Consider the following 19,094-nt stretch of genomic DNA (forward strand, 5'->3'; position numbering starts at 1 on the left):
CAGGCGGCCGCGCGCGCAGCGGCCGCCAGGCCCAGCTTGGCCGCAGCGGCCGGCGACAGCGACGTGACCTTGCTGGCCGCCATCGTCGCCCACGGTCAGCGCACGCAGCCGCCGCGCGACGTGGTGCTGCGCCATGAGGAAGCGGAAACGGCGAGCCTGCTGCAGCGCTGCCGGCAGCTGGGCTTGATAGAAGGCATGCTGTGCCGCGCGCGCATCTGCGCGGGCCGCTGGGACAGCGACCCGGCCTGTCACTGAGATTGGCTCAGCCCGCCTCGGCGATGCGTCCTTCGAGGAACACACGCATCAGTTCCAGCACCGCCTGCGGCTGCTCCTGGTGCGGCGTATGGCCGCATTGTTCGATCATCGCCGGCACCGCGCGCAGCGCCTGCGCGACGATGGCGTCGACCTGGGCCGCAGTGCCGTACTGGTCGGCGCTACCCTGCATCACCAGCGCCGGGCAGGCAATCGACGGCAACAGGTATTCGATATTCCAATAGCCGAATCCATGGCTGAGCCAAGTGTCGGCCCAGGCCTTGAAGAGGGTCTGCGTCTTGTCGCCATGGTATTTCGCCAGCGCCCGCAATTTGCCGGCCTCAAAGGCGGCATTGGCAGTGCGGATGCCGGCCAGCGTCACCGCTTCGACAAACACATGGGCCGCTTCGATGACGACGCCGCGCAAGCGCGCCGGCTGTTGCGCGGCATGGATCAGGGCGATGCTGCCGCCATCGGAATGGCCGATCACGATATGGTCCTGCTGCGGGATCAGGCGCTCTAGCACTTCGGGCAACTCGTGGAGCGCGCAATCGTGCACATAATGCAGGCGGCGCGGCGCCGTCAACGGCGACGACAAACCATGGCCGAGCCGGTCATACAGCAAGCCGGGGCAACCGGTGGCCTGGCATAGCCGGGCGGGGAAATCCTTCCACATGGCGCAGCAACCGAGACCTTCATGCAGGAAGACCAGCACCGGCCGCGCCGGGTCGCCGGCGATCAGTTCGTAATACAGCTCGTGATGGGGACGCAGTGTCAATATCGGCATGGGCAGGCGCTTGGGCTGAACAGGATCCCCGCATTGTGCCATCGACCTGTGGGCCACGCCCGCCGACGCCGTAAAAATAGCTGGCCGGAAAATGCATCTGCGGCAGGTTTGTCACAACGCAAACATGCCGATGCACTCACGGCGCCGCCCCGGCAAGGCACGCCTAGAATGGACTCGCCACTCGACACCAGACTGGCTCGGAGTCCAACTCATCAATCAGGAGAGCATCATGGATACACCAGAACAAATTCGTACAGGCAGCAATCTGCAGCCGGAAACCACGGACATGCCGCAGGAAGGGCAACTGGCCGGCCAGGACGCGAGCGGCCAGGAGGCAACTGCAAGCCTCAGCGGTGCCTCGTTCACCACCTACTATATCTGGCGCGCCAACGGCGTCCAGCCCAACGTCAATTTCACGCAAGCGAGCGTGAACGCCAATTCGCGCGTCTTCGTCAACATCAGCGAATACGGCGCAAACGCCCAGGAGCGCTTTATCGGCGCGGCCCGCATGGCGGTCTACAACATCGCTCCGTACAACGGCGGCTTCCGCGCCTGGGTCGACATTTCCTGGAACAGCCCGCTCAATATCCGCTTCGACGTGCTGATCGATCCTTGATGTCGAACCAAGCGCAACAGCGACAGGGCCACGTGGCAGCACGTGGCTCTGCTGCATTATCAGCCATCGAATGCAGGAAACAATCCGCGTATATTCCGCATATGCAAGCTGCTAGACTCGGCACATGATAAAAAAATACCTCATAGCATTGTTCATGTCGGCCCTGATGCCGTTTGCCGCCTGCCAGGCGCAAGCCGTGCCGATGGAAAAATCGCTGACGCCCGACATCGGCGGCATCACACAATTCATCGATATCAAGACCGACGATGCCAGCAAACCGGTGCTGCTGTTTTTATCGGGCGGGCCAGGCAGTTCGATGATCCGCAATGCCGATGCGTTTACCAGGATACTCCAAACCCGGTTTACCATCGTGCAATGGGATCAACGCGATGCGGGCAAGACCTTGCAATTGAATCGATCACCGGTGCCGCCTTCGGTCGCGCTGATACAGGCAGACACGCTGGAAGTCGTCAAGCTGTTGAGAAAAGAATTCAGGCAGGACAAAATCTATTTGTTGGGCAGCTCCTGGGGCAATGTGCTCGGTTTTCATGTCGTCAAACAGCATCCGGAACTGCTGCACGCCTATTTCGCCGTCAATCCCGTGGTCAGCCAGCTGGCCAGCGAACAGGCATTGCTCGCTACCCTGAAAGACCATTTCAAGAACGATCCCGCCGCCAGCGGCGAATTGGCCAGGGTCGATACCAGGTTCACCACCGATGACGACCTGTTTTATGTCAGGAAATGGCTGTTCTACAAAGACGGCATGGACGCCGCGCTCGGCGACGAGTTCAAAAAGATGTTTTTTGAATGGACAAAAACCTGGTCGCCGGTCTGGAAAGACGTGATGACGATCGACCTGCGCGACAGCTTGCGGAAAGCGGATTGCCCGGTCTATTTTTTCGTCGGCAAGAACGATATCCAGACTTCGACCAGGATCACGCGCGACTATTTTGACGAACTGCAGGCACCGAGGAAAAAGCTGTTCCTGTTTGAACGCTCCGGCCATCAGATTCATAAGGACGAACCGGAAAAACTCCAGCAGGACATTATCAGCACCCTGTAATGCCAATAGCTGAAAAATCGCCCCGTACCGCACAGAACCACGGCAACCGCGCAGAACATTGCCAATTGCCGCCTTCGAACCTCATCCCCACCCAACTTAAATATATTGCGATTTGTACCATATTGTAACGTGGCAAACTCTGTAGATGGTGGAGTTGATACTCTTGATAAAAACATGTTGATGTACTGAGATTAACTGGCCTGTGGAACGAGAGGGAGCCGTATGCCGACAACCGCGAGCAAAGCGGGTCCATGGAACGTTGTGGCAGTGAACGACTCCAGCCACGCAAGGTCGCTGTCGGTTGGGGCTGTCCGCATGAAGTCACTGATGACATTTCTGATGGCGCTGTTGTGGGGGACGGCCGCTGCCGCCAATGGCACGCACGCTGCACAGCCGGTCGCCGCCACGTTCCGCGTCACGCGCCAGTGCGGTGTCGCGCAAGACATGCAGCTCGACGCGGACGCCGCGCTGAGCAATTGTCCCGGCAAGGTTTCGGAAGTCGGCGCGGTCATGCCTGCTTCGGAGGTGGCAGGGCGGCGTCTATATCTCAACGCCGACCTGCGCTTCAGCGCGCCCGATGCCATTAATCTCAGCGTGCTGATCACCGCCTATCACGGCAACCAGGTGGCCAGCCATAGTGGCGGCAATTACCTGTTCAACGGCGGCGTGCTGCAGGCCAGTGCCTACATTCCATCGGAAGTGGACAAGGTCGGTGTTTTTATCCAGGTGAACAGCGGTCCGCCACGACTCGATATCCATTCGCTGTCGCTCAGCAGGAGCAGCGCGGTCTATGCGCCAGGCCAGATGAGCGTGGACAGCGAGGCCTATCTGGAACGAGCCTTCGACAAGCTGAGCAACTACTACCTGTACTACGATGCGGCGCGGCTGCGCACGCTGCGCCACAGTGCCGGCATCAGCGCCAGCGGCGCCGTGTCGCCAACCGAGCTGAGCCTGACGCTGAAAGACGTGACCCGCCTGCTGGACGACCCGCACAGCCGGTTCCTGAGCGCCGCAGAAGTTCGCACCCTGGGCGCCGCCAAGGGACGCGTGCGCGCCGGCAGTCCGTCTGAGAATCCGCCTGACAACCAGCCGATTGACGCCACACTGCTGGCGCCCGATCTGGCTTATCTGAAGCTGGTCAGCAAGTCCGCCGTCACCCGGGAAGCACGGCAACGCTATGCGCACCAGGTGCGCGACGTGCTGCTCGACATGCACACGCGCGGCGCGCGGCGCTGGATCATCGATTTGCGCGAACAAAGCGGCGGCAGCACGGGTCCATTGATTGCCGGCTTTCGTCCGCTCTACGGCAACATCGATGTCGCATATACGGTCGACCGTGCCGGCAAGCGCAGCCGATGGGCCTTTGGCATTCCGGCCGATAGCGACGACCAGGAACCGTACTTCAGCGGCGCCGATCCCGTGTTTGCTGGCGAGCGCGAACCGGTGGCGCTATTGATCGGCAAGCGTACCGCCAGTGCCGGTGAAGCCCTGCTGACCGCTTTTCTGCAACGCCCGTACACCGCGACCTTTGGCGCCGCCACTGCGGGATTGACTACCAGTGTCTTCGACCAGCCCTGGCCGGACGGTGCCAGTTTGGCCATCAGCACTGGCCGTTATGCCGACCGCAATGGCCAGGTGGTCCCGGAAAAAATCGCGCCCGACCATGCGGTCGATGTCCAAGCGGAAGACCACAGGGACGCGGTGTTTGAGGCCGCCCGGCACTGGATCAGTCAGCTCTGAAGCCTTCCCCAGTTCACGACGAGAGCATACTGTTATCTGCAATGCAAAAAGCCCGGTCCGTGAAGACTGGGCTTTTTGCTTTGCTGCTTGTTCTGGCTCCCCGACCTGGACTCGAACCAGGGACCTGCGGATTAACAGTCCGTCGCTCTACCAACTGAGCTATCAGGGAAGTGAGGCCGTATTATATACGCCGATTTTTCCTGTGTCCAGAAGCAATCTGCACCGCATCAAACATCCGGCTCTTACTCCGCGCCCAGATAAATGAACTTGAACAGAAAAATCGCGGCAATGATGTAGGCCACCACCGACACCTGCCGGCCCTTGCCTGTCAGCAGTTTCAAGACCGCATAGGTGATAAAGCCGAACGCCACGCCGCTGGCGACCGAAAAGGTGAACGGCATCATCAGCGCGGTAATTGCCGCCGGAATGCTTTCGGTGCTGTCGTCCCAGTCGATGAAGGTCAGTTCGCGCAGCATCAGGCAGGCGACATACAGCAGTGCCGGCGCGGTGGCGTAGGGCGGCACGGTATGGGCCAGCGGCGCAAAGAACAGGCTGGCCAGGAACAGCAGCGCGACGGCGACGGCCGTCAGGCCGGTGCGCCCGCCCGCTTGCACGCCGGCCGCGCTTTCAACGAACGCCGTGGTGCTCGAGGTACCCAGACAGGCGCCGGCAGCGATTGCCGTGCTGTCGGCCAGCAAGGCCTTGTTCATGCGCGCCATCTTGCCATCCTTGAGCAGGCCGGCGCGGTTGGCCACGCCCATCAGGGTGCCGGTGGCGTCGAACAGTTCAACCAGGAAAAACACCAGCACCACATTGACGATGCCGATCGACAGCGCGCCCATGATGTCGAGCTTGAACAGGGTCGGCGCCAGGGCCGGCGGCGCCGAGACGATGCCGTTGAACTGGTTGCCGCCAAAGAAAAAGCTCGACACCGTGATCACCAGAATGCCGATCAGGATGGCGCCCGGCACTTTCAGACGGTCCAGCGCGACGATGATGAAAAAGCCGATGATGGCCAAAATGGGCGCCGGCTGGTGCAGGTCACCAAGCGCGATGATGGTGGCCGGATTGGACACCACCACGCCGGCGCTTTTCAGGGAAATAATCGCCAGGAACAGGCCGATGCCAACCGTAATGGCCGTGCGCAGCGCGGGCGGGATGCTATTGATGATCAGCTCGCGTATCTTGAACAGGCTGACCAGGATGAACAGGCAGCCGGAAATGAAGACGGCGCCCAGCGCCACTTCCCAGCTCATGCCCATGCCCTTGACCACCGTGTACGAAAAGTAAGCGTTCAGACCCATGCCCGGCGCCAGGGCGATCGGGTAGTTGGCGTACAGGCCCATGACCAGGGTGCCGATGGCGGCGGCCAGGCAGGTGGCGACAAACACGGCGTCCTTGGGCATGCCGGCGTCGCCGAGGATGCTGGGGTTGACGAAGATAATATAGGCCATCGTCAAAAATGTGGTCAGGCCGGCCAGCAGCTCGGTGCGCACATTGGTGCCGTTGTCCTTCAGTTTGAAATAACGTTCCAGAAACTGCATGAGTAACCCCTTGTCTTGTTTTTGTTGTGCAAAGACGATCGTTTATTTGGCCGCCGCATCGGCCGGCTTGAAGGCCCACCAGCGGCTGCCGGCAAAATTCCACACCAGGCCCAGGCCGGTTGCCAGTATCTGCGCCAGCCAGACCTGCCAGCCCTGCCCGTGCACCAGAAACCACATCAGGCCGGTATTGATGCACCAGCCGACGGCCAGCAAGCTGAAGTACTTGGCGAGCGCCTCGCCATGGCCCTTGTCGCTCTTGAAGGTAAAAAAGTAATTGAGCACATAGTTGACCACCGAGCCGAGGATGTAGCCCACTCCGGAAGCCGCAGCGGCGGCGCCAACGCCGAAACAGCTGACGCCAGCCCACAGCACGGTGTACTGCACGAGCGTGCCGGAAGCGCCGACGGCGGCAAAGCGCAGGAACTGGTGATGCAGGGAATGCGACATGGTTGATTTCACTGGTAGCGATGCGAAATAGCCTAAGTAAGTGCCAAGAAATTATTGTGAAATTATGACGAACAGAACCGGATGCGCTGCAAGGCGCCCGATGCGACGCAGTGCGAGCACTGCTAGCAGCGGGCAACGCTGCAGAGCGCCGGTTATGGAAGTCAGAATCCACAAGAATTTATGCGTACTTGCTTAGGTCAGGCAAGAACAAAAAAATGGCTACGATTGCTCGTAACCATTTTTCATCCCGCATTTTACTGCAAGTTGCGGCAAAGATTCAAAATCAAGCGCGCCATCCTTGCCGTGACGGCGTGCGCGGCGCCAGATCGGCAAGGCGATCAGAGGCTTCGATTGCGGCAATTGCGAGATTTGCAGTCAGGTAATCCTTCGCACGTGACGAAAGCGGGCGTACTGATTCAACAGGTCGTTGATCAGCTGGTCGCTCGTGTAGCCAGTCACATCGTGCTGCTGCTCCCCTTCCGAGCTGGCGGCCATGGCCCGGTAGTGCCGGCTTTCCGGCGCGGCCTGCCGGGATTCGGCCCAGGCAAAACTGGGCGAGCGGTAACTGCGTGCGCGTACCGTATAGCGAAATACGCCACGCTCGCCATGCGGCACGGTGAGTTCAAGCCGGTCTTCGCCTTGCATAAATTCCGGCAACAGGCCGCTTTCGCGCAGTTGCGCCGCCACCGCGTCCAGTGCCGGGTGTACCGTGTCGCCGAGGAACGACGTAATCGCCTGCTGGTCGTAGAAACCGGTAATGCTGGCGAGGCGCTGCTGCCAGCTCAGCCCTTCGGGCGCCGACGGCATATCGGCCGCCAGCGACAGGTCCATCCCCGCCCCCTTGGTCTCGGTCTGCAGCGCGCGCAACAAGCCATAACAGATAAACAGCATCACCACGGCGAAGGGCAGCGCGCTGGCCAGCGCCGCCGTCTGCAGCGCCTTCAGCCCTCCCGCCAAGAGCAGCACGGCCGCCACGACACCGGCGCAGATGGCCCAGAAAATACGCTGCCACACCGGCGCATTGGGCACCGCGCCGGAAGTGATCATGTCGATCACGAGCGCGCCGGAATCGGCCGAGGTGACGAAGAAGGTGATGACCAGCAAGGTGGCGATGCCGGACGCGATCACCGACAACGGCAGTTGCTCGAGCACCTCGAACAGCGCCACCGGCATATTGTTGGCAACGCTTTGCACAATGGGCGCGGCGCCGCTCAGGTCGAGCGCAATGGCCGTGTTGCCGAACACGGTCATCCACAGGAAGGTAAACAGCACCGGCACCAGCAACACGCCGGTAATGAATTCGCGGATGGTGCGTCCACGCGAGATACGCGCGATGAACATGCCGACAAACGGCGACCATGAAATCCACCAGCCCCAGTAGAACAGGGTCCAGTCGCCCAGCCAAGTGTTGGGCTCGTAGGCATACATGCGGAAGGTGCGCTGCACCACGGCGCCCAGGTAGGCGCCGATATTCTGCACGTAGGCCTGCAGCAGGAAGACCGTCGAGCCCGCAAACAGGACAAAGATCAGCAGGGCGATCGCCAGGATGATGTTGAGTTCGGAGAGGCGTTTCACACCCTTGTCGAGCCCGGTGCCGGCCGACAGCGTCGCCATGCCGGTAATCACAGCGATCAGGATGACCTGCACCGTGGTGTTGACCGGCAGGCCGAACAGGTGCGCAAAGCCGGCATTGACCTGCAGCACGCCAAAGCCCAGCGAGGTGGCGACACCAAACATGGTGCCCAGCACCGCGAAGATATCGATGGCGTGACCGATCGGCCCGTAGATGCGCTTGCCGATCAGCGGAAACAGGCTTGATCGCAAGGTCAGCGGCAGGCCGCGCCGGAACGCAAAATAGGCCAGCGCCAGCCCGACCACGATATAGATGGCCCAGGCATGCAAGCCCCAGTGGAAGAACGTCAGGATCATGGCCTGGCGCGCCGCCTCGATGGTGCTGCCCTCGCCCACCGGCGGGCTGGCATAATGCTGGATCGGCTCGGCGACGCCGAAGAACAGCAGGCCGATGCCCATGCCGGCGCTGAACAGCATGGCGAACCAGGACAGATAGCTGTATTCGGGCTCGCTGTCGTCAGGGCCCAGCCTGACGTCACCGTAGCGGCTGAGCATGAGGAAAATCACGAAGATCAGGAACAGCGCGACGGCCAAAATATAAAACCAGCCGAAATCGTGCACGATGCGCGCCTGCAGCGTATCGAACACGCTGCTGGCCTGCTGCGGGAACAGGGCGCCGAACAGCACGAAGGCAATGATCAGGGCGGCGGAGATAAAAAATACCGGCGGATTGACTTCCATCCTGAAGCGAGACGGACGGCCCGCGACTTGCTTGGGTTGATGGTCACTCATCGATTCAGCTTTCTCTCAAGATATGGCTGGTGGAGTCAGGGCAGGCTGTTTGTTGCCGAAGCAATATTATCATTGCAAGGGTCGGAAACACGGCACCGGACGGATGGCGTGCGCCCCCTGTCAAAGCGCCGCGTCGCTGTCAAAATCCATGGTGTCGGGATCAGGGTCCGAGGCCAGCGGCGCACCCAGGAACTTGAGCCAGAGGAATCCGGCCAGCCCGGCGGCAAACGAGGCCAGCAGGATCGCCATTTTCGACGCATTGATAAGCTCGGCCTGGCCCACGAAGGCAAGATTGGTGATAAAGATCGACATGGTAAAGCCGATGCCGCCGAGCAGGCCCGCGCCCAGCACATGCCGCCAGGCCAGATCGAGCGGCAGGCGGCAAACGCCGAGCGTCACTGCGGCAAACGTGAACAGGAAAATGCCCACCGGCTTGCCGATCCCCAGTCCCAGCAGGATGCCGACACTGTTGGCCGACAGCAGTTCTGCCGCCCAGCCGGCGCCGATCACGATGCCGGTGTTGGCCAGCGCAAAGATCGGCAAAATCAAAAAGGCGACCGGCTGGTGCAACACATGTTCGAGCCGCTGCGAGGGCGAAGCGGCATCGTCCTCGATGGCCGAATCCGGGATGGCGAAGGCCAGCAGCACGCCCGCAATCGTCGCATGCACGCCGGACTGCAGCATGCAGAACCACATCACCGCGCCGCCCAGCAGATAGGGCCACAGCACCATCACGCGCAGCACGCGCTGCATCAGGAACAGCGCCGCGAACACGCCCAGCGCCGCCAGCAAGTACGCGAACGACAGCTGCGTCGTGTAGAACACGGCGATGACGATGATGGCGCCGAGGTCGTCCATGACCGCCAGCGCGGCCAGGAAGACCTTCAGCGACGCCGGCACCCGCTTGCCGAGCAGGCTCAGCACGCCAAGCGCGAAGGCGATATCGGTGGCCATCGGAATGCCGATGCCGGCCTGGGTCGGCGTGCCGCCGTTGAACGCGAGGTGGATCAGCGCCGGCACGGCGATGCCGCCGGCCGCCGCCAGGATGGGCAGCATGGCGCGGCGCAGGTCGGACAGCTCGCCGTTGTACAGTTCGCGCTTCAGTTCCAGGCCGATCAGGAGGAAGAAGATGGCCATCAGGGCGTCGTTGACCCAGTGTTCAATGCTCAGGCCGGCAACGTGGCGGTGCCAGAACCCCAGATAATCGGTGCCCAGCGCGGAGTTGGCCAGCGCCAGCGACACAAGGGTGCAGACGATCAGGACAATGCCGCCGGATTTTCCTGACTGCATGAATTCATTGAAGGTGCGGGAGAGTTTTTTTTCGATGCGCATGATGTATTCGGCACCCTGTCCGATGGATGGGCACGCCGTTGTCTTGTGATGGAAGGAACTTGCCAAACGTCGGTTCGGCGGCGCGTCAGGAGGTATCGAGCGGCAAGGTCACGACCGATGGCGCAGCATGGCAGCGCGCGTGTCGACGGAAGTAGAGGGGAAATGCGAGGCGGAACAAGGGCATGGGGATGGCACGCAAGTGGTCTGCGTGGCGGCCCGACCAGCGCATGTCCTGTCATACTTGTTCGTATGATCACCCGGGAATCATTATACCGTAACGGCTTGTCGGCAGACCAGAACGCGTCCCTTGCAAGGCGGCTCGCATGATCGCGGAAGATGCCCACAAGGCCTTGTGCATTCTGGCTCGCCGGCCTGGACTCGCACCAGGGACCTGCGGATTACTTCCCGAAGGGGCGGCCGGCGCGTCATCCATTCGTGGAAAAAACCGGTTCGTCGCGCGCAAGGAGCCGTTCAGCTCGCCACCGAGCCATTCTTCGAAGAGCACAGGGAGGCGATCACATCGAACACGCGTGAAAAACAACCACGTTGACGGTCTCGTACTTTCGTGAGAAAGTGAGATGCGAAGGGACAGTGGCGCCAGGCTCGGCGGCCACAGGATACGTCGCAAGCCGAGGCGTAGTCCCAAGCCTACAGGGAAAATCATGCTTCAACTGCGTCCCAATTGCGAGTGCTGCGACAAAAATCTTCCGCCTGAATCCACCGAAGCTCTCATCTGTTCATTCGAGTGCACATTCTGCACAGCGTGTGCCACTTCCATCCTTGAAGGCACTTGTCCAAACTGCGGCGGTGAATTGCTTGCTCGACCTCGGCGTCCGCTGGCGAAACTTGCCAACAACCCGGCTTCTACGCAGCGCATTTACAAGCCAGCTGGTTGCGAAAAGACGGCCTGAGCTAAGGCATTTCGGCCCGAAATCCCTCCCCAGTCCGCCAAACAGGCGCGCAACTTGGTCTTTATATCATCGATAACTTTTTTCGAGTGCAGGCAACTCTTTTCTCCTGAGCAAAGAATGCCAGCCCATCAAGAAAATTGGCAACCTTACCGGTCCACAACAGCTATTTTCTCGACGTTTTCCATGTGCTTCATGCATTAATGGCCATCGCTGGCCTCGAAGACGAAATTTTGCCGAAAAAAAACCCGCCAACTGAGGGCGGGTTGAATCCAATTCTTGGAGGAGTTGGAGGAGACAGATGAATTATGCTGCACTGCGCCATATTTTGCCAATCATCATTTGTAATGAGATGTATCACAGCTGGGAATGAGACTGTTGCTGGTGGCGAGCAATGGCGCGTGCGCCGGCACTGCTACGTGCTAGCGGGCTTGCAGAATCGTACAACTAGGGGACTGGCGCGCGCTTTTGACCGGCAGTCGAGTTCGGCCCTGTACGCGGCGCCACCGGGATGGCCACCGGAGTGCATGTAAACAACAAAGGCCTTCCGAAGAAGGCCTTTGTAATCAACGCTTTATTCTGGCTCCCCGACCTGGACTCGAACCAGGGACCTGCGGATTAACAGTCCGTCGCTCTACCAACTGAGCTATCAGGGAAAAGAGGCCGCATTATATACAGCGATTTTTCAACTGTCCAGATTCTCGCAAGAAAATTTTAAAGATGCGCTCAGCCCGGCACTTCCTGCGGGAAATAATCAAACACCAGCACCCGCGCCAGCCACGGCTTCAACAGTTCGACAAAGGCCAGGTGGGCCGGATGGGACAGGTAGACGTCGCGGGCGGCGACGCCGGCGAAGGTCAGGGTGAAGCAATCGGTGTAGCCGTCGTCGAGGCCTTCCGGGCTGACGTTCGGCCCCCACTCGAATTGCAGCACGCCGGGCACGCTGTCTTTCAGCAGGGAAAACTCGCACACGAGCTCGGCGTGTTTGGCGGGCGTGATGTCGCTGTTCAATTCGCACAGGACGATATGGCGCAAGGCGGCGGTGCAGGTCATGGTGGCTATCCTTCTCGTAACGTCTGGAAAGGATAGCGCAAATCGGCAAAGCGGGTGGCGGGGTGTAAAAGATGGTTTGCCGCCAAGCCCGGCACCCGCTGGAAAAGTGGCGCTGAAAATGAAAAAGCCACGTTTTTCAACGTGGCTTTCAAATTCTGGCTCCCCGACCTGGACTCGAACCAGGGACCTGCGGATTAACAGTCCGTCGCTCTACCAACTGAGCTATCAGGGAAAAGAGGCAATATTATATGTCGTTTATTTCATATTTGCAAGACTCAATTTTCAAGACCTGTTCAATACAAGCGCCACGACTTTCTACTGCCTTCGGCGCTGCTCTTGCAAGCAGCGCCGAAGAAGCAAGATCTTAAAGCACTTTGGCAATCGCGTCAATCACGATGTCGATATTGCGCGAATTCAATGCCGCCACGCAGATACGCCCGGTGTCGACGGCGTAGATCGACTGCTCGCGCAGCGACGCCACCTGCTCCTTGGTCAGGCCGGAGTACGAGAACATGCCGATTTGCTGGCGCACGAATTCGAAGTCGTGGCCTGGCGCTTTTTCCTTCAGCTTTTCAACGAAGGCATTGCGCATTTCGCGGATGCGCACGCGCATGCCGGCCAGCTCTTCTTCCCACAGCTGGCGCAGTTCCGGGGTCGACAGCACGGTGGCGACCACCTTGCCGCCGTGTACTGGCGGGTTCGAGTAGTTGGTGCGCACCACGCGCTTGAGTTGCGACAGCAAACGCGTCGCTTCTTCGGCGCTCGACGCCACCACACTCAGGGCGCCGACGCGCTCGCCATACAGCGAGAACGACTTCGAGAACGAGTTCGACACCAGCAGCGGGCCGCCGGCCTGGGCAAAGCGCAGCACCACGGCGCCGTCTTCGGCGATGCCGTTGGCGAAGCCCTGGTAGGCCATGTCGAGGAACGGCACCAGGCCGCGCGAGGTGACAACGGTAATGATCTGGTCCCACTGGGCGGCGGTCAGGTCGGCGCCAGTCGGGTTGTGGCAGCAGGCGTGCAGCACCACGATGGAGCCGGCCGGCATGGTGTTCAGGCTGGCCAGCATGCCTTCGAAATTGACGCCATGGGTGGCGGCGTCGTAATAGGTGTAGTTGTTGACTACGAAACCGGCGCTTTCAAACAGCGCGCGGTGGTTTTCCCAGCTCGGGTCACTGATATAGACCTGGGCGCCGGGTGCAAAACGCTGCAGGAAGTCGGCGCCAAGCTTCAGCGCGCCCGTGCCACCGATGGCTTGCACGGTAACGGCACGGCGCTCTTGAATCACGGCGCTGTCGGCCCCAAATACCAGTTCTTGTACCGCTTTATCGTAAGCCGCAAGGCCTTCGATCGGCAGGTAGGTGCGTGGCGCGGCCTGTTCGATCAGGATCGCTTCGGCTTTGCGTACGCAAGCTAACAGAGGCACTTTGCCGTTGTCGTCATAATAAACGCCGACGCCAAGATTGATTTTAGCGGCATTCTGATCCGCGTTAAATGCTTCGGTGATACCCAGGATCGGGTCACGTGGGGCCATCTCGATGGCGCTAAACAGACTGGCAGAAACAGTTGGGTTCGTCATGATAAGATTGGATTTGATTGGAAGCAGGTTCACAGCGGAGTTGTTGACAGCGCCCAAATACCGTTAATACCGCATCGGGGCCGCCAGCGGAGGTCTATTCTAACAAAGGTCTGATTCACATGCCCGATTTATCCAACGTCAACGACGCCGAACCGACAGTCGTTACCTTTCCCGACTCGCCGTTCAAGCTGCACCAGCCCTTCCTGCCGGCCGGCGACCAGCCGACCGCGATCGCCCAATTGTCCGAAGGCATAGCCGATGGCCTGGCCTTCCAGACCCTGCTCGGCGTGACCGGTTCGGGCAAGACCTATACGATGGCCAACGTGATCGCGCGCATGGGCCGGCCGGCCATCATCTTCGCGCCGAACAAGACGCTGGCCGCGCAGCTGTACAGCGAGTTTCGCGATTTCTTCCCGCAAAACGCGGTCGAATACTTCGTCAGCTACTACGATTACTACCAGCCGGAAGCGTATGTGCCGCAGCGCGACCTGTTCATCGAGAAAGACTCCTCGATCAACGAGCATATCGAACAGATGCGCCTGTCGTGCACCAAGTCGCTGATGGAGCGGCGCGACGTGGTGATCGTTGCCACCGTCTCGGCCATCTACGGTATCGGCAATCCCAACGAATACCACCAGATGATTCTGACCCTGCGCGTGAAGGACAAGGTGAGCCAGCGCGACGTGATTGCGCGCCTGATCCAGATGCAATATACGCGCAACGAGGTCGACTTTGGCCGCGGCACCTTCCGCGTGCGCGGCGACACCATCGACATCTTCCCGGCCGAACACGCCGAGCTGGCGGTGCGCCTGGAAATGTTTGATGACGAGATCGAATCGATCCAGCTGTTCGACCCGCTGACGGGCCGCGTGCGGCAGAAGATTCCGCGCTTTACGGTGTATCCGGGATCGCACTATGTGACGCCGCGCTCGACCGTGCTGCGCGCCGTCGAGACCATCAAGGACGAGCTGCGCGAACGGCTGGAATTTTTCCGCAAGGAAAACAAGCTGATCGAAGAGCAGCGGCTGGAACAGCGCACCCGTTTCGACCTGGAAATGATGGCCGAGATCGGCTTTACCAAAGGCATCGAGAACTACTCGCGCCACCTGTCCGGCGCCCTGCCCGGCCAGCCGCCGCCGACCCTGGTCGACTACCTGCCGGCTGACGCCATCATGTTCCTCGACGAGTCGCACGTGCTGACGGGCCAGCTCAGCGCCATGTACAACGGCGACCGTTCGCGCAAGACCAACCTGGTCGACTATGGCTTTCGCCTGCCGTCGGCGCTCGACAACCGGCCCTTGAAATTCGAGGAATTCGAACAGAAGATGCGGCAGACGATTTTTGTCTCGGCCACGCCGGCCGAGTACGAAAGACAGCACTCCGACCAGGTGGTGGAACAGGTGGTGCGCCCGACCGGCCTGGTCGACCCGCAGATCATCGTGCGCCCGGCCAGCAGCCAGGTCGACGACCTGATGTCGGAAATCGTCGAGCGCATCAAAAAGGACGAGCGCGTGCTGGTCACCACGCTGACCAAGCGCATGTCCGAGCAACTGACCGAATACCTGAGCGACCATGGCATCAAGGTGCGCTACCTGCACAGCGATATCGAAACCGTCGAGCGCGTGGAGATTTTGCGCGACCTGCGCCTGGGCACGTTCGACGTGCTGGTCGGCATCAATCTGCTGCGCGAGGGCCTCGATTTGCCCGAAGTGTCACTGGTGGCGATACTCGACGCCGACAAGGAAGGCTTCTTGCGCTCCGAGCGCAGCCTGATCCAGACCATCGGCCGCGCCGCGCGCAACCTGAACGGCACGGCGATTTTGTACGGCGACCGCATCACCGACTCGATGCGCCGCGCCATCGACGAGACGGAACGGCGCCGCGCCAAGCAGATCGCCTTCAATACCGCCAACAACATCATCCCGATCGGCGTGAAAAAATCGATCCGCGAGATGATCGACGGCGTCTACAGCCCGCAGGAAGCGCGCGAAAACCTGCAGGTGGCGCAGGAAACGGCCAAGTTCGAAGCGATGAGCGAGAAACAGGTCAGCAAGGAAATCAAGCGCCTGGAAAAACTGATGGTCGACCACGCCAAGAACCTGGAGTTCGAAAAAGCGGCGCAGGTGCGCGACCAGCTGCATATGCTCAAGCAGCAGCTGTTCGGCGCGCCGGGCACCGACAATGTGACGTCGATCCTGGGCAAGTAGCCGTCCGCGTCAAGCATCTTATCGGGATTACGGTAACGAGTAATCGAGGTCATAAAAATGCTGGCAGTCCTCGATGCGGATGGCCATTGTGCCGCCGATGCCCTCAAGTTGCACGGCGCCGCAATGCGCCACGATCACGATGGACAGCTCCTGTCTGCCATCGAATCGGGCAAACTGCGCTATGCGATTTCATGACTTCCTCCATCAGAACGACAACTCATGTCGTCGCGATAGTCGCTTTGCTGTTGCAGGCCGCAAGCCACCCCAGCCCCTCCTCGGTACGCCCGCGCGGACGGTATTCGCAGCCGATCCAGCCTTCGTAGCCCAGCTCGTCGAGCAGCCGGTACAGATACGGGTAATTGACTTCGCCGTCGTCCGGTTCATTGCGCGCCGGGACGCTGGCGATCTGCACGTGGCCGATGCCATCGAAGTGTTTTTTGAACGTCGTGGCGAGGTCGCCCTCGACGATCTGCGCATGGTAAAAATCCATCTGCACCTTGACGTTGGGCGCGCCCGATGCAAGGCGCAAGGCATGGCCCTGGGCCTGGGTGACGAGGAAGTAACCGGGCATGTCGCGGCCGTTGATCGGTTCGATCATGATCTCGATGCCATGCGCGCCGGCGGCCGTGGCGGCGTATTGCAGATTGGCCAGATAGGTAGCGCGGTGCGGCGCCAGGTCGGCGCCGCCCGGCACCAGCCCCGCCATCATGTGCAGGCGCGGGGTGCCCAGCGCCAGCGCATAGTCGATGGCCTGCGCCACGCCGGCGCGAAACTCTTCCTCGCGCCCCGGCAGCGAAGCGAGGCCGCGCTCGCCGGCCGCCCAGTCGCCCGGCGGCAGGTTGAACAGCACGTTCTGCAGGCCATGCTCGCGCAGCCAGAGCGCCACATCCTGCGCCGCATGCTCATAGGGGAACAGGAATTCGACACCCTGGAAGCCGGCCCTGGCGGCGGCGGCAAAGCGCTGCGGGAACGGCACTTCATTGAACATCATGGTGAGATTGGCGGCAAAGCGGGGCATGCGGGTCTCCTTGATTTTGTGCACTGGGTTTGACAGTGTATGCCAGGCGCCGCTCACGCCGGCCGCCGCTGCTTGATGATATTCTCGGCCAGCATGTCGAACAGGGTGCGCGCGGCCGGCGCCATCGCATGGCGATGCTTGCTGATCAGGCCGAGCGTGCGCTTGACGGCGGGATTGACGAGCGGCACGCCGACGACCATGCTTTGCCGCTCCGGCAAGATGGACAGCGCCGGCACCGCCGCCACGCCCAGGCCCGACTCCACCAGCGCCAGCACGCCGGACACATGGTTGATCTCGCACGAGATCCACGGGTGCTTTTCGACGCCGGACAGCGCAGCGTCGAGCACGCTGCGGTTGCCGCTCGACTTGGCCACCGCGATATAGCGTTCATTGACCGTATCCTTCCAGCTCAGCTTCTTGCGTTTGGCCAGCGGGTGGTCGTGCCGCATCGCCAGCACATAGCTCTCGACAAAGATGGGCTGGAAAAGGATCTCGGAATTTTCCGCGCCCGTGAAGCAGATGCCGAAGTCCGCCTCGCCGGCCAGCACGAGGTTGAGCACGTCCTGCGCGCTTTCGTCATGCACGCGCACGCGGATTTTCGGAAACTGCGTGCTGAAGCGCTTGAGCACAGCGGGCAAAAAATGCCACACGGCCGACGGCACGCAGGCGAGCGTCACCGTGCCGGTGCGGTGGGCTGCCAGGTCGGCCACTCCCAGCACGGCGTCCTCCAGGCCGTTGAGCGCATCGCGCACATTGACCAGGAACACCTGCCCGACATTGGTCAGCTGCACGCGCCGCGTGGTGCGCTCGAACAGCCTGACCCCCAGCGCATCTTCCAGTTTTTCAATCCGGCGGCTCAGCGCAGGCTGCGACAGGAACAAATCGGCCGCGGCGTGGCGGAAGCTGTTGCGCTCGGCCACGGCGACAAAGGCCTGCAAATCATGAAGCTCGTAATTGATGCGTTGCATGCATTAATTCCCGGAAAAATTGCAATTATCAAATTATGCCATTTCAACGATGATGGGGGACGAATGATGAGCCTCATCAAGAAGGCACCATCCACAACAAGGGAGACATAATGCGACAGTATTGTACGTTCGCGCTATTGCTTGCGGCCAACGGCACCTGCCTGGCCCAGAGCAGCGCGGTTTTCTATGGCATCGCCGATGTCGGCGCGCGCTATACCAACGGCTTGAACGCTGCCAACGCCCCGACACCCGGCGGCGGCACGCCGTCGCTCAGCAGCGGCGTCAACAACACCAGCCGCTGGGGAGTGCACGGCCAGGAGGATCTCGGCGCCGGCTGGCAGGCGCTGTACCGGCTGGAGGGCGGGCTCAATCTGGATGCAGGCACTGCGGCCAAATCCGACAAGCTGTTCGACCGCCAGGCCTGGGTCGGACTGAAGTCGCCGCTGGGCTCGGTCTACCTGGGACGCCAGGCGACCTTGATCTCCGACGCCATCGCGCCAGTCGACCCGCTCGGCGTGCGCTACGCCTCGTTTAACCCCAACGTCAATATCACCGGCTTGAGCAATACCGCTTTCGGCCGGCATGCGTTCGGCCAGCAATACGGTACCAGCGGCTATGCCGACAACTTCTACCGGCTCGACAATATGGTGAAATACAGCACCACGGTCGGACCGGTGGTGGCGCGCGCCGCGTATTCCTTCGGCGAGGTGGCCGGCAACACGTCGGCCATGTCGACCTGGGGCGGCGCCCTGACCTACCGGCAGGACGCTCTGGCCGTGTCCGGCGCGGTGATGCGTTTTCATAATCGCGACAACCGCAGCCTCGACGCCGCCACTGTGGGCGCGGCCTACAAGGTCGATGCCTGGCAGTTCAAGGCCAACGTGGGCGTCAACCGCGCCGATGTCGGCGTCGGCAAGTCCGTGCGGCAGGGCGTGTTATCGGCCGGCGTGAGCCGCCAGTTTGCGCCCGACCTGCTGCTCACGACTGCGTACTACAAGGTGCGGCGAACCGCCACCGGCTACGTCGACGACGGCTTCCAGCGCGCCTTTGCCTACCTTGAAAAGTCGCTCTCGCCACGCTCGACCGTGTACATTGAATCGGATTACACCTTGTGGCAAGGCGATGCCGCCGGCGTCACTGCGGGCCGCGCCAATGACCGCCACGGCCTGGGCCTGACGCTCGGCCTCATGCATAAATTTTAACAACAGGAGAAAGC

At 61.0% G+C, this 19,094-nt stretch carries 17 protein-coding genes, 3 tRNA genes and 1 pseudogene; 7 read left to right on the forward strand and 14 right to left on the reverse strand.

Going from position 1 to position 19,094, the window contains the following annotated elements; translation table 11 throughout:
* Positions 1 to 255 (forward strand): annotated as a pseudogene (locus CD932_RS02435) (hypothetical protein); the annotation flags it as partial.
* A 7-nt stretch (positions 256 to 262) separates the two neighbouring features.
* Here the strand turns inward: CD932_RS02435 and CD932_RS02440 are convergent.
* Positions 263 to 1,039 (reverse strand): alpha/beta fold hydrolase, encoded by a 777-nt coding sequence (locus tag CD932_RS02440; protein ID WP_094441243.1) that lies wholly within the window; start codon positions 1,037 to 1,039, stop codon positions 263 to 265.
* 229 nt (positions 1,040 to 1,268) lie between these two features.
* On the opposite strand from CD932_RS02440, the gene CD932_RS02445 reads away from it, so the two are divergent.
* The 3 genes from CD932_RS02445 to CD932_RS02455 all read left to right on the forward strand — a co-directional run bounded on the left by CD932_RS02445 (position 1,269) and on the right by CD932_RS02455 (position 4,458).
* Positions 1,269 to 1,655 (forward strand): hypothetical protein, encoded by a 387-nt coding sequence (locus CD932_RS02445; RefSeq protein ID WP_094441244.1) that lies wholly within the window; start codon positions 1,269 to 1,271, stop codon positions 1,653 to 1,655.
* A 154-nt stretch (positions 1,656 to 1,809) separates the two neighbouring features.
* The gene (locus CD932_RS02450) at positions 1,810 to 2,718 is read left to right on the forward strand and encodes an alpha/beta fold hydrolase (RefSeq protein ID WP_254926430.1); all 909 of its coding nucleotides are present in this window, start codon (positions 1,810 to 1,812) and stop codon (positions 2,716 to 2,718) included.
* Between the two features lie 327 nt (positions 2,719 to 3,045).
* Positions 3,046 to 4,458: a S41 family peptidase gene (locus CD932_RS02455; protein ID WP_176460853.1), complete on the forward strand. Its 1,413-nt coding sequence runs from the start codon at positions 3,046 to 3,048 to the stop codon at positions 4,456 to 4,458.
* Between the two features lie 93 nt (positions 4,459 to 4,551).
* Here CD932_RS02455 and CD932_RS02460 read toward each other — a convergent pair.
* The 5 genes from CD932_RS02460 to nhaA form a co-directional block, all read right to left on the reverse strand.
* Positions 4,552 to 4,627 (reverse strand) — tRNA-Asn (locus CD932_RS02460).
* Between the two features lie 73 nt (positions 4,628 to 4,700).
* Positions 4,701 to 6,002 carry an NCS2 family permease gene (locus tag CD932_RS02465; protein ID WP_094441246.1) on the reverse strand — a complete coding sequence of 434 codons (1,302 nt, stop codon included), beginning with the start codon at positions 6,000 to 6,002 and terminating at the stop codon, positions 4,701 to 4,703.
* Between the two features lie 42 nt (positions 6,003 to 6,044).
* A complete protein-coding gene (locus CD932_RS02470; protein ID WP_094441247.1) occupies positions 6,045 to 6,449 on the reverse strand; it encodes a GtrA family protein in 405 nt (134 codons plus the stop codon).
* 375 nt (positions 6,450 to 6,824) lie between these two features.
* Positions 6,825 to 8,813 carry a BCCT family transporter gene (locus CD932_RS02475; RefSeq protein ID WP_176460854.1) on the reverse strand — a complete coding sequence of 663 codons (1,989 nt, stop codon included), beginning with the start codon at positions 8,811 to 8,813 and terminating at the stop codon, positions 6,825 to 6,827.
* A gap of 120 nt (positions 8,814 to 8,933) precedes the next feature.
* Complete coding sequence (gene nhaA / locus CD932_RS02480; RefSeq protein WP_094441249.1) at positions 8,934 to 10,145, reverse strand: Na+/H+ antiporter NhaA; 1,212 nt, start codon at positions 10,143 to 10,145, stop codon at positions 8,934 to 8,936.
* A 662-nt stretch (positions 10,146 to 10,807) separates the two neighbouring features.
* Here nhaA and CD932_RS02485 point away from each other — a divergent pair.
* On the forward strand, positions 10,808 to 11,056 hold the full coding sequence (locus CD932_RS02485; protein WP_094441250.1) for a DUF1272 domain-containing protein: 249 nt from the start codon (positions 10,808 to 10,810) through the stop codon (positions 11,054 to 11,056).
* A gap of 577 nt (positions 11,057 to 11,633) precedes the next feature.
* Here the strand turns inward: CD932_RS02485 and CD932_RS02490 are convergent.
* The 5 genes from CD932_RS02490 to CD932_RS02505 all read right to left on the reverse strand — a co-directional run bounded on the left by CD932_RS02490 (position 11,634) and on the right by CD932_RS02505 (position 13,685).
* Positions 11,634 to 11,709 (reverse strand) — tRNA-Asn (locus CD932_RS02490).
* 70 nt (positions 11,710 to 11,779) lie between these two features.
* A complete protein-coding gene (locus CD932_RS02495; RefSeq protein WP_094441251.1) occupies positions 11,780 to 12,106 on the reverse strand; it encodes a Dabb family protein in 327 nt (108 codons plus the stop codon).
* Between the two features lie 5 nt (positions 12,107 to 12,111).
* Positions 12,112 to 12,258, reverse strand: coding sequence for a hypothetical protein (locus CD932_RS28665; protein WP_176460855.1), 147 nt, complete (start codon positions 12,256 to 12,258; stop codon positions 12,112 to 12,114).
* Positions 12,259 to 12,262: 4 nt separating this feature from the next.
* Positions 12,263 to 12,338, reverse strand: a tRNA-Asn gene (locus CD932_RS02500).
* 132 nt (positions 12,339 to 12,470) lie between these two features.
* Positions 12,471 to 13,685 (reverse strand): amino acid aminotransferase, encoded by a 1,215-nt coding sequence (locus tag CD932_RS02505; RefSeq protein ID WP_176460856.1) that lies wholly within the window; start codon positions 13,683 to 13,685, stop codon positions 12,471 to 12,473.
* 119 nt (positions 13,686 to 13,804) lie between these two features.
* Here CD932_RS02505 and uvrB point away from each other — a divergent pair, with 119 nt between their 5' ends.
* Complete coding sequence (gene uvrB, locus CD932_RS02510; RefSeq protein WP_094441252.1) at positions 13,805 to 15,892, forward strand: excinuclease ABC subunit UvrB; 2,088 nt, start codon at positions 13,805 to 13,807, stop codon at positions 15,890 to 15,892.
* A gap of 27 nt (positions 15,893 to 15,919) precedes the next feature.
* Here the strand turns inward: uvrB and CD932_RS29220 are convergent, their stop codons facing one another.
* The 3 genes from CD932_RS29220 to CD932_RS02520 all read right to left on the reverse strand — a co-directional run bounded on the left by CD932_RS29220 (position 15,920) and on the right by CD932_RS02520 (position 17,878).
* Positions 15,920 to 16,030 (reverse strand): hypothetical protein, encoded by a 111-nt coding sequence (locus tag CD932_RS29220; protein WP_369679803.1) that lies wholly within the window; start codon positions 16,028 to 16,030, stop codon positions 15,920 to 15,922.
* A 79-nt stretch (positions 16,031 to 16,109) separates the two neighbouring features.
* The gene (gene otnI, locus CD932_RS02515; protein WP_094441253.1) at positions 16,110 to 16,910 is read right to left on the reverse strand and encodes a 2-oxo-tetronate isomerase; all 801 of its coding nucleotides are present in this window, start codon (positions 16,908 to 16,910) and stop codon (positions 16,110 to 16,112) included.
* A 53-nt stretch (positions 16,911 to 16,963) separates the two neighbouring features.
* A complete protein-coding gene (locus CD932_RS02520; protein WP_094441254.1) occupies positions 16,964 to 17,878 on the reverse strand; it encodes a LysR family transcriptional regulator in 915 nt (304 codons plus the stop codon).
* Positions 17,879 to 17,988: 110 nt separating this feature from the next.
* Here CD932_RS02520 and CD932_RS02525 point away from each other — a divergent pair, with 110 nt between their 5' ends.
* Positions 17,989 to 19,080: a porin gene (locus CD932_RS02525; RefSeq protein ID WP_094441255.1), complete on the forward strand. Its 1,092-nt coding sequence runs from the start codon at positions 17,989 to 17,991 to the stop codon at positions 19,078 to 19,080.
* Positions 19,081 to 19,094: the final 14 nt, after the last annotated feature.

Source organism: Janthinobacterium sp. PC23-8, from assembly GCF_002250505.1.
In the GTDB taxonomy this organism is placed as follows: domain Bacteria; phylum Pseudomonadota; class Gammaproteobacteria; order Burkholderiales; family Burkholderiaceae_D; genus Janthinobacterium.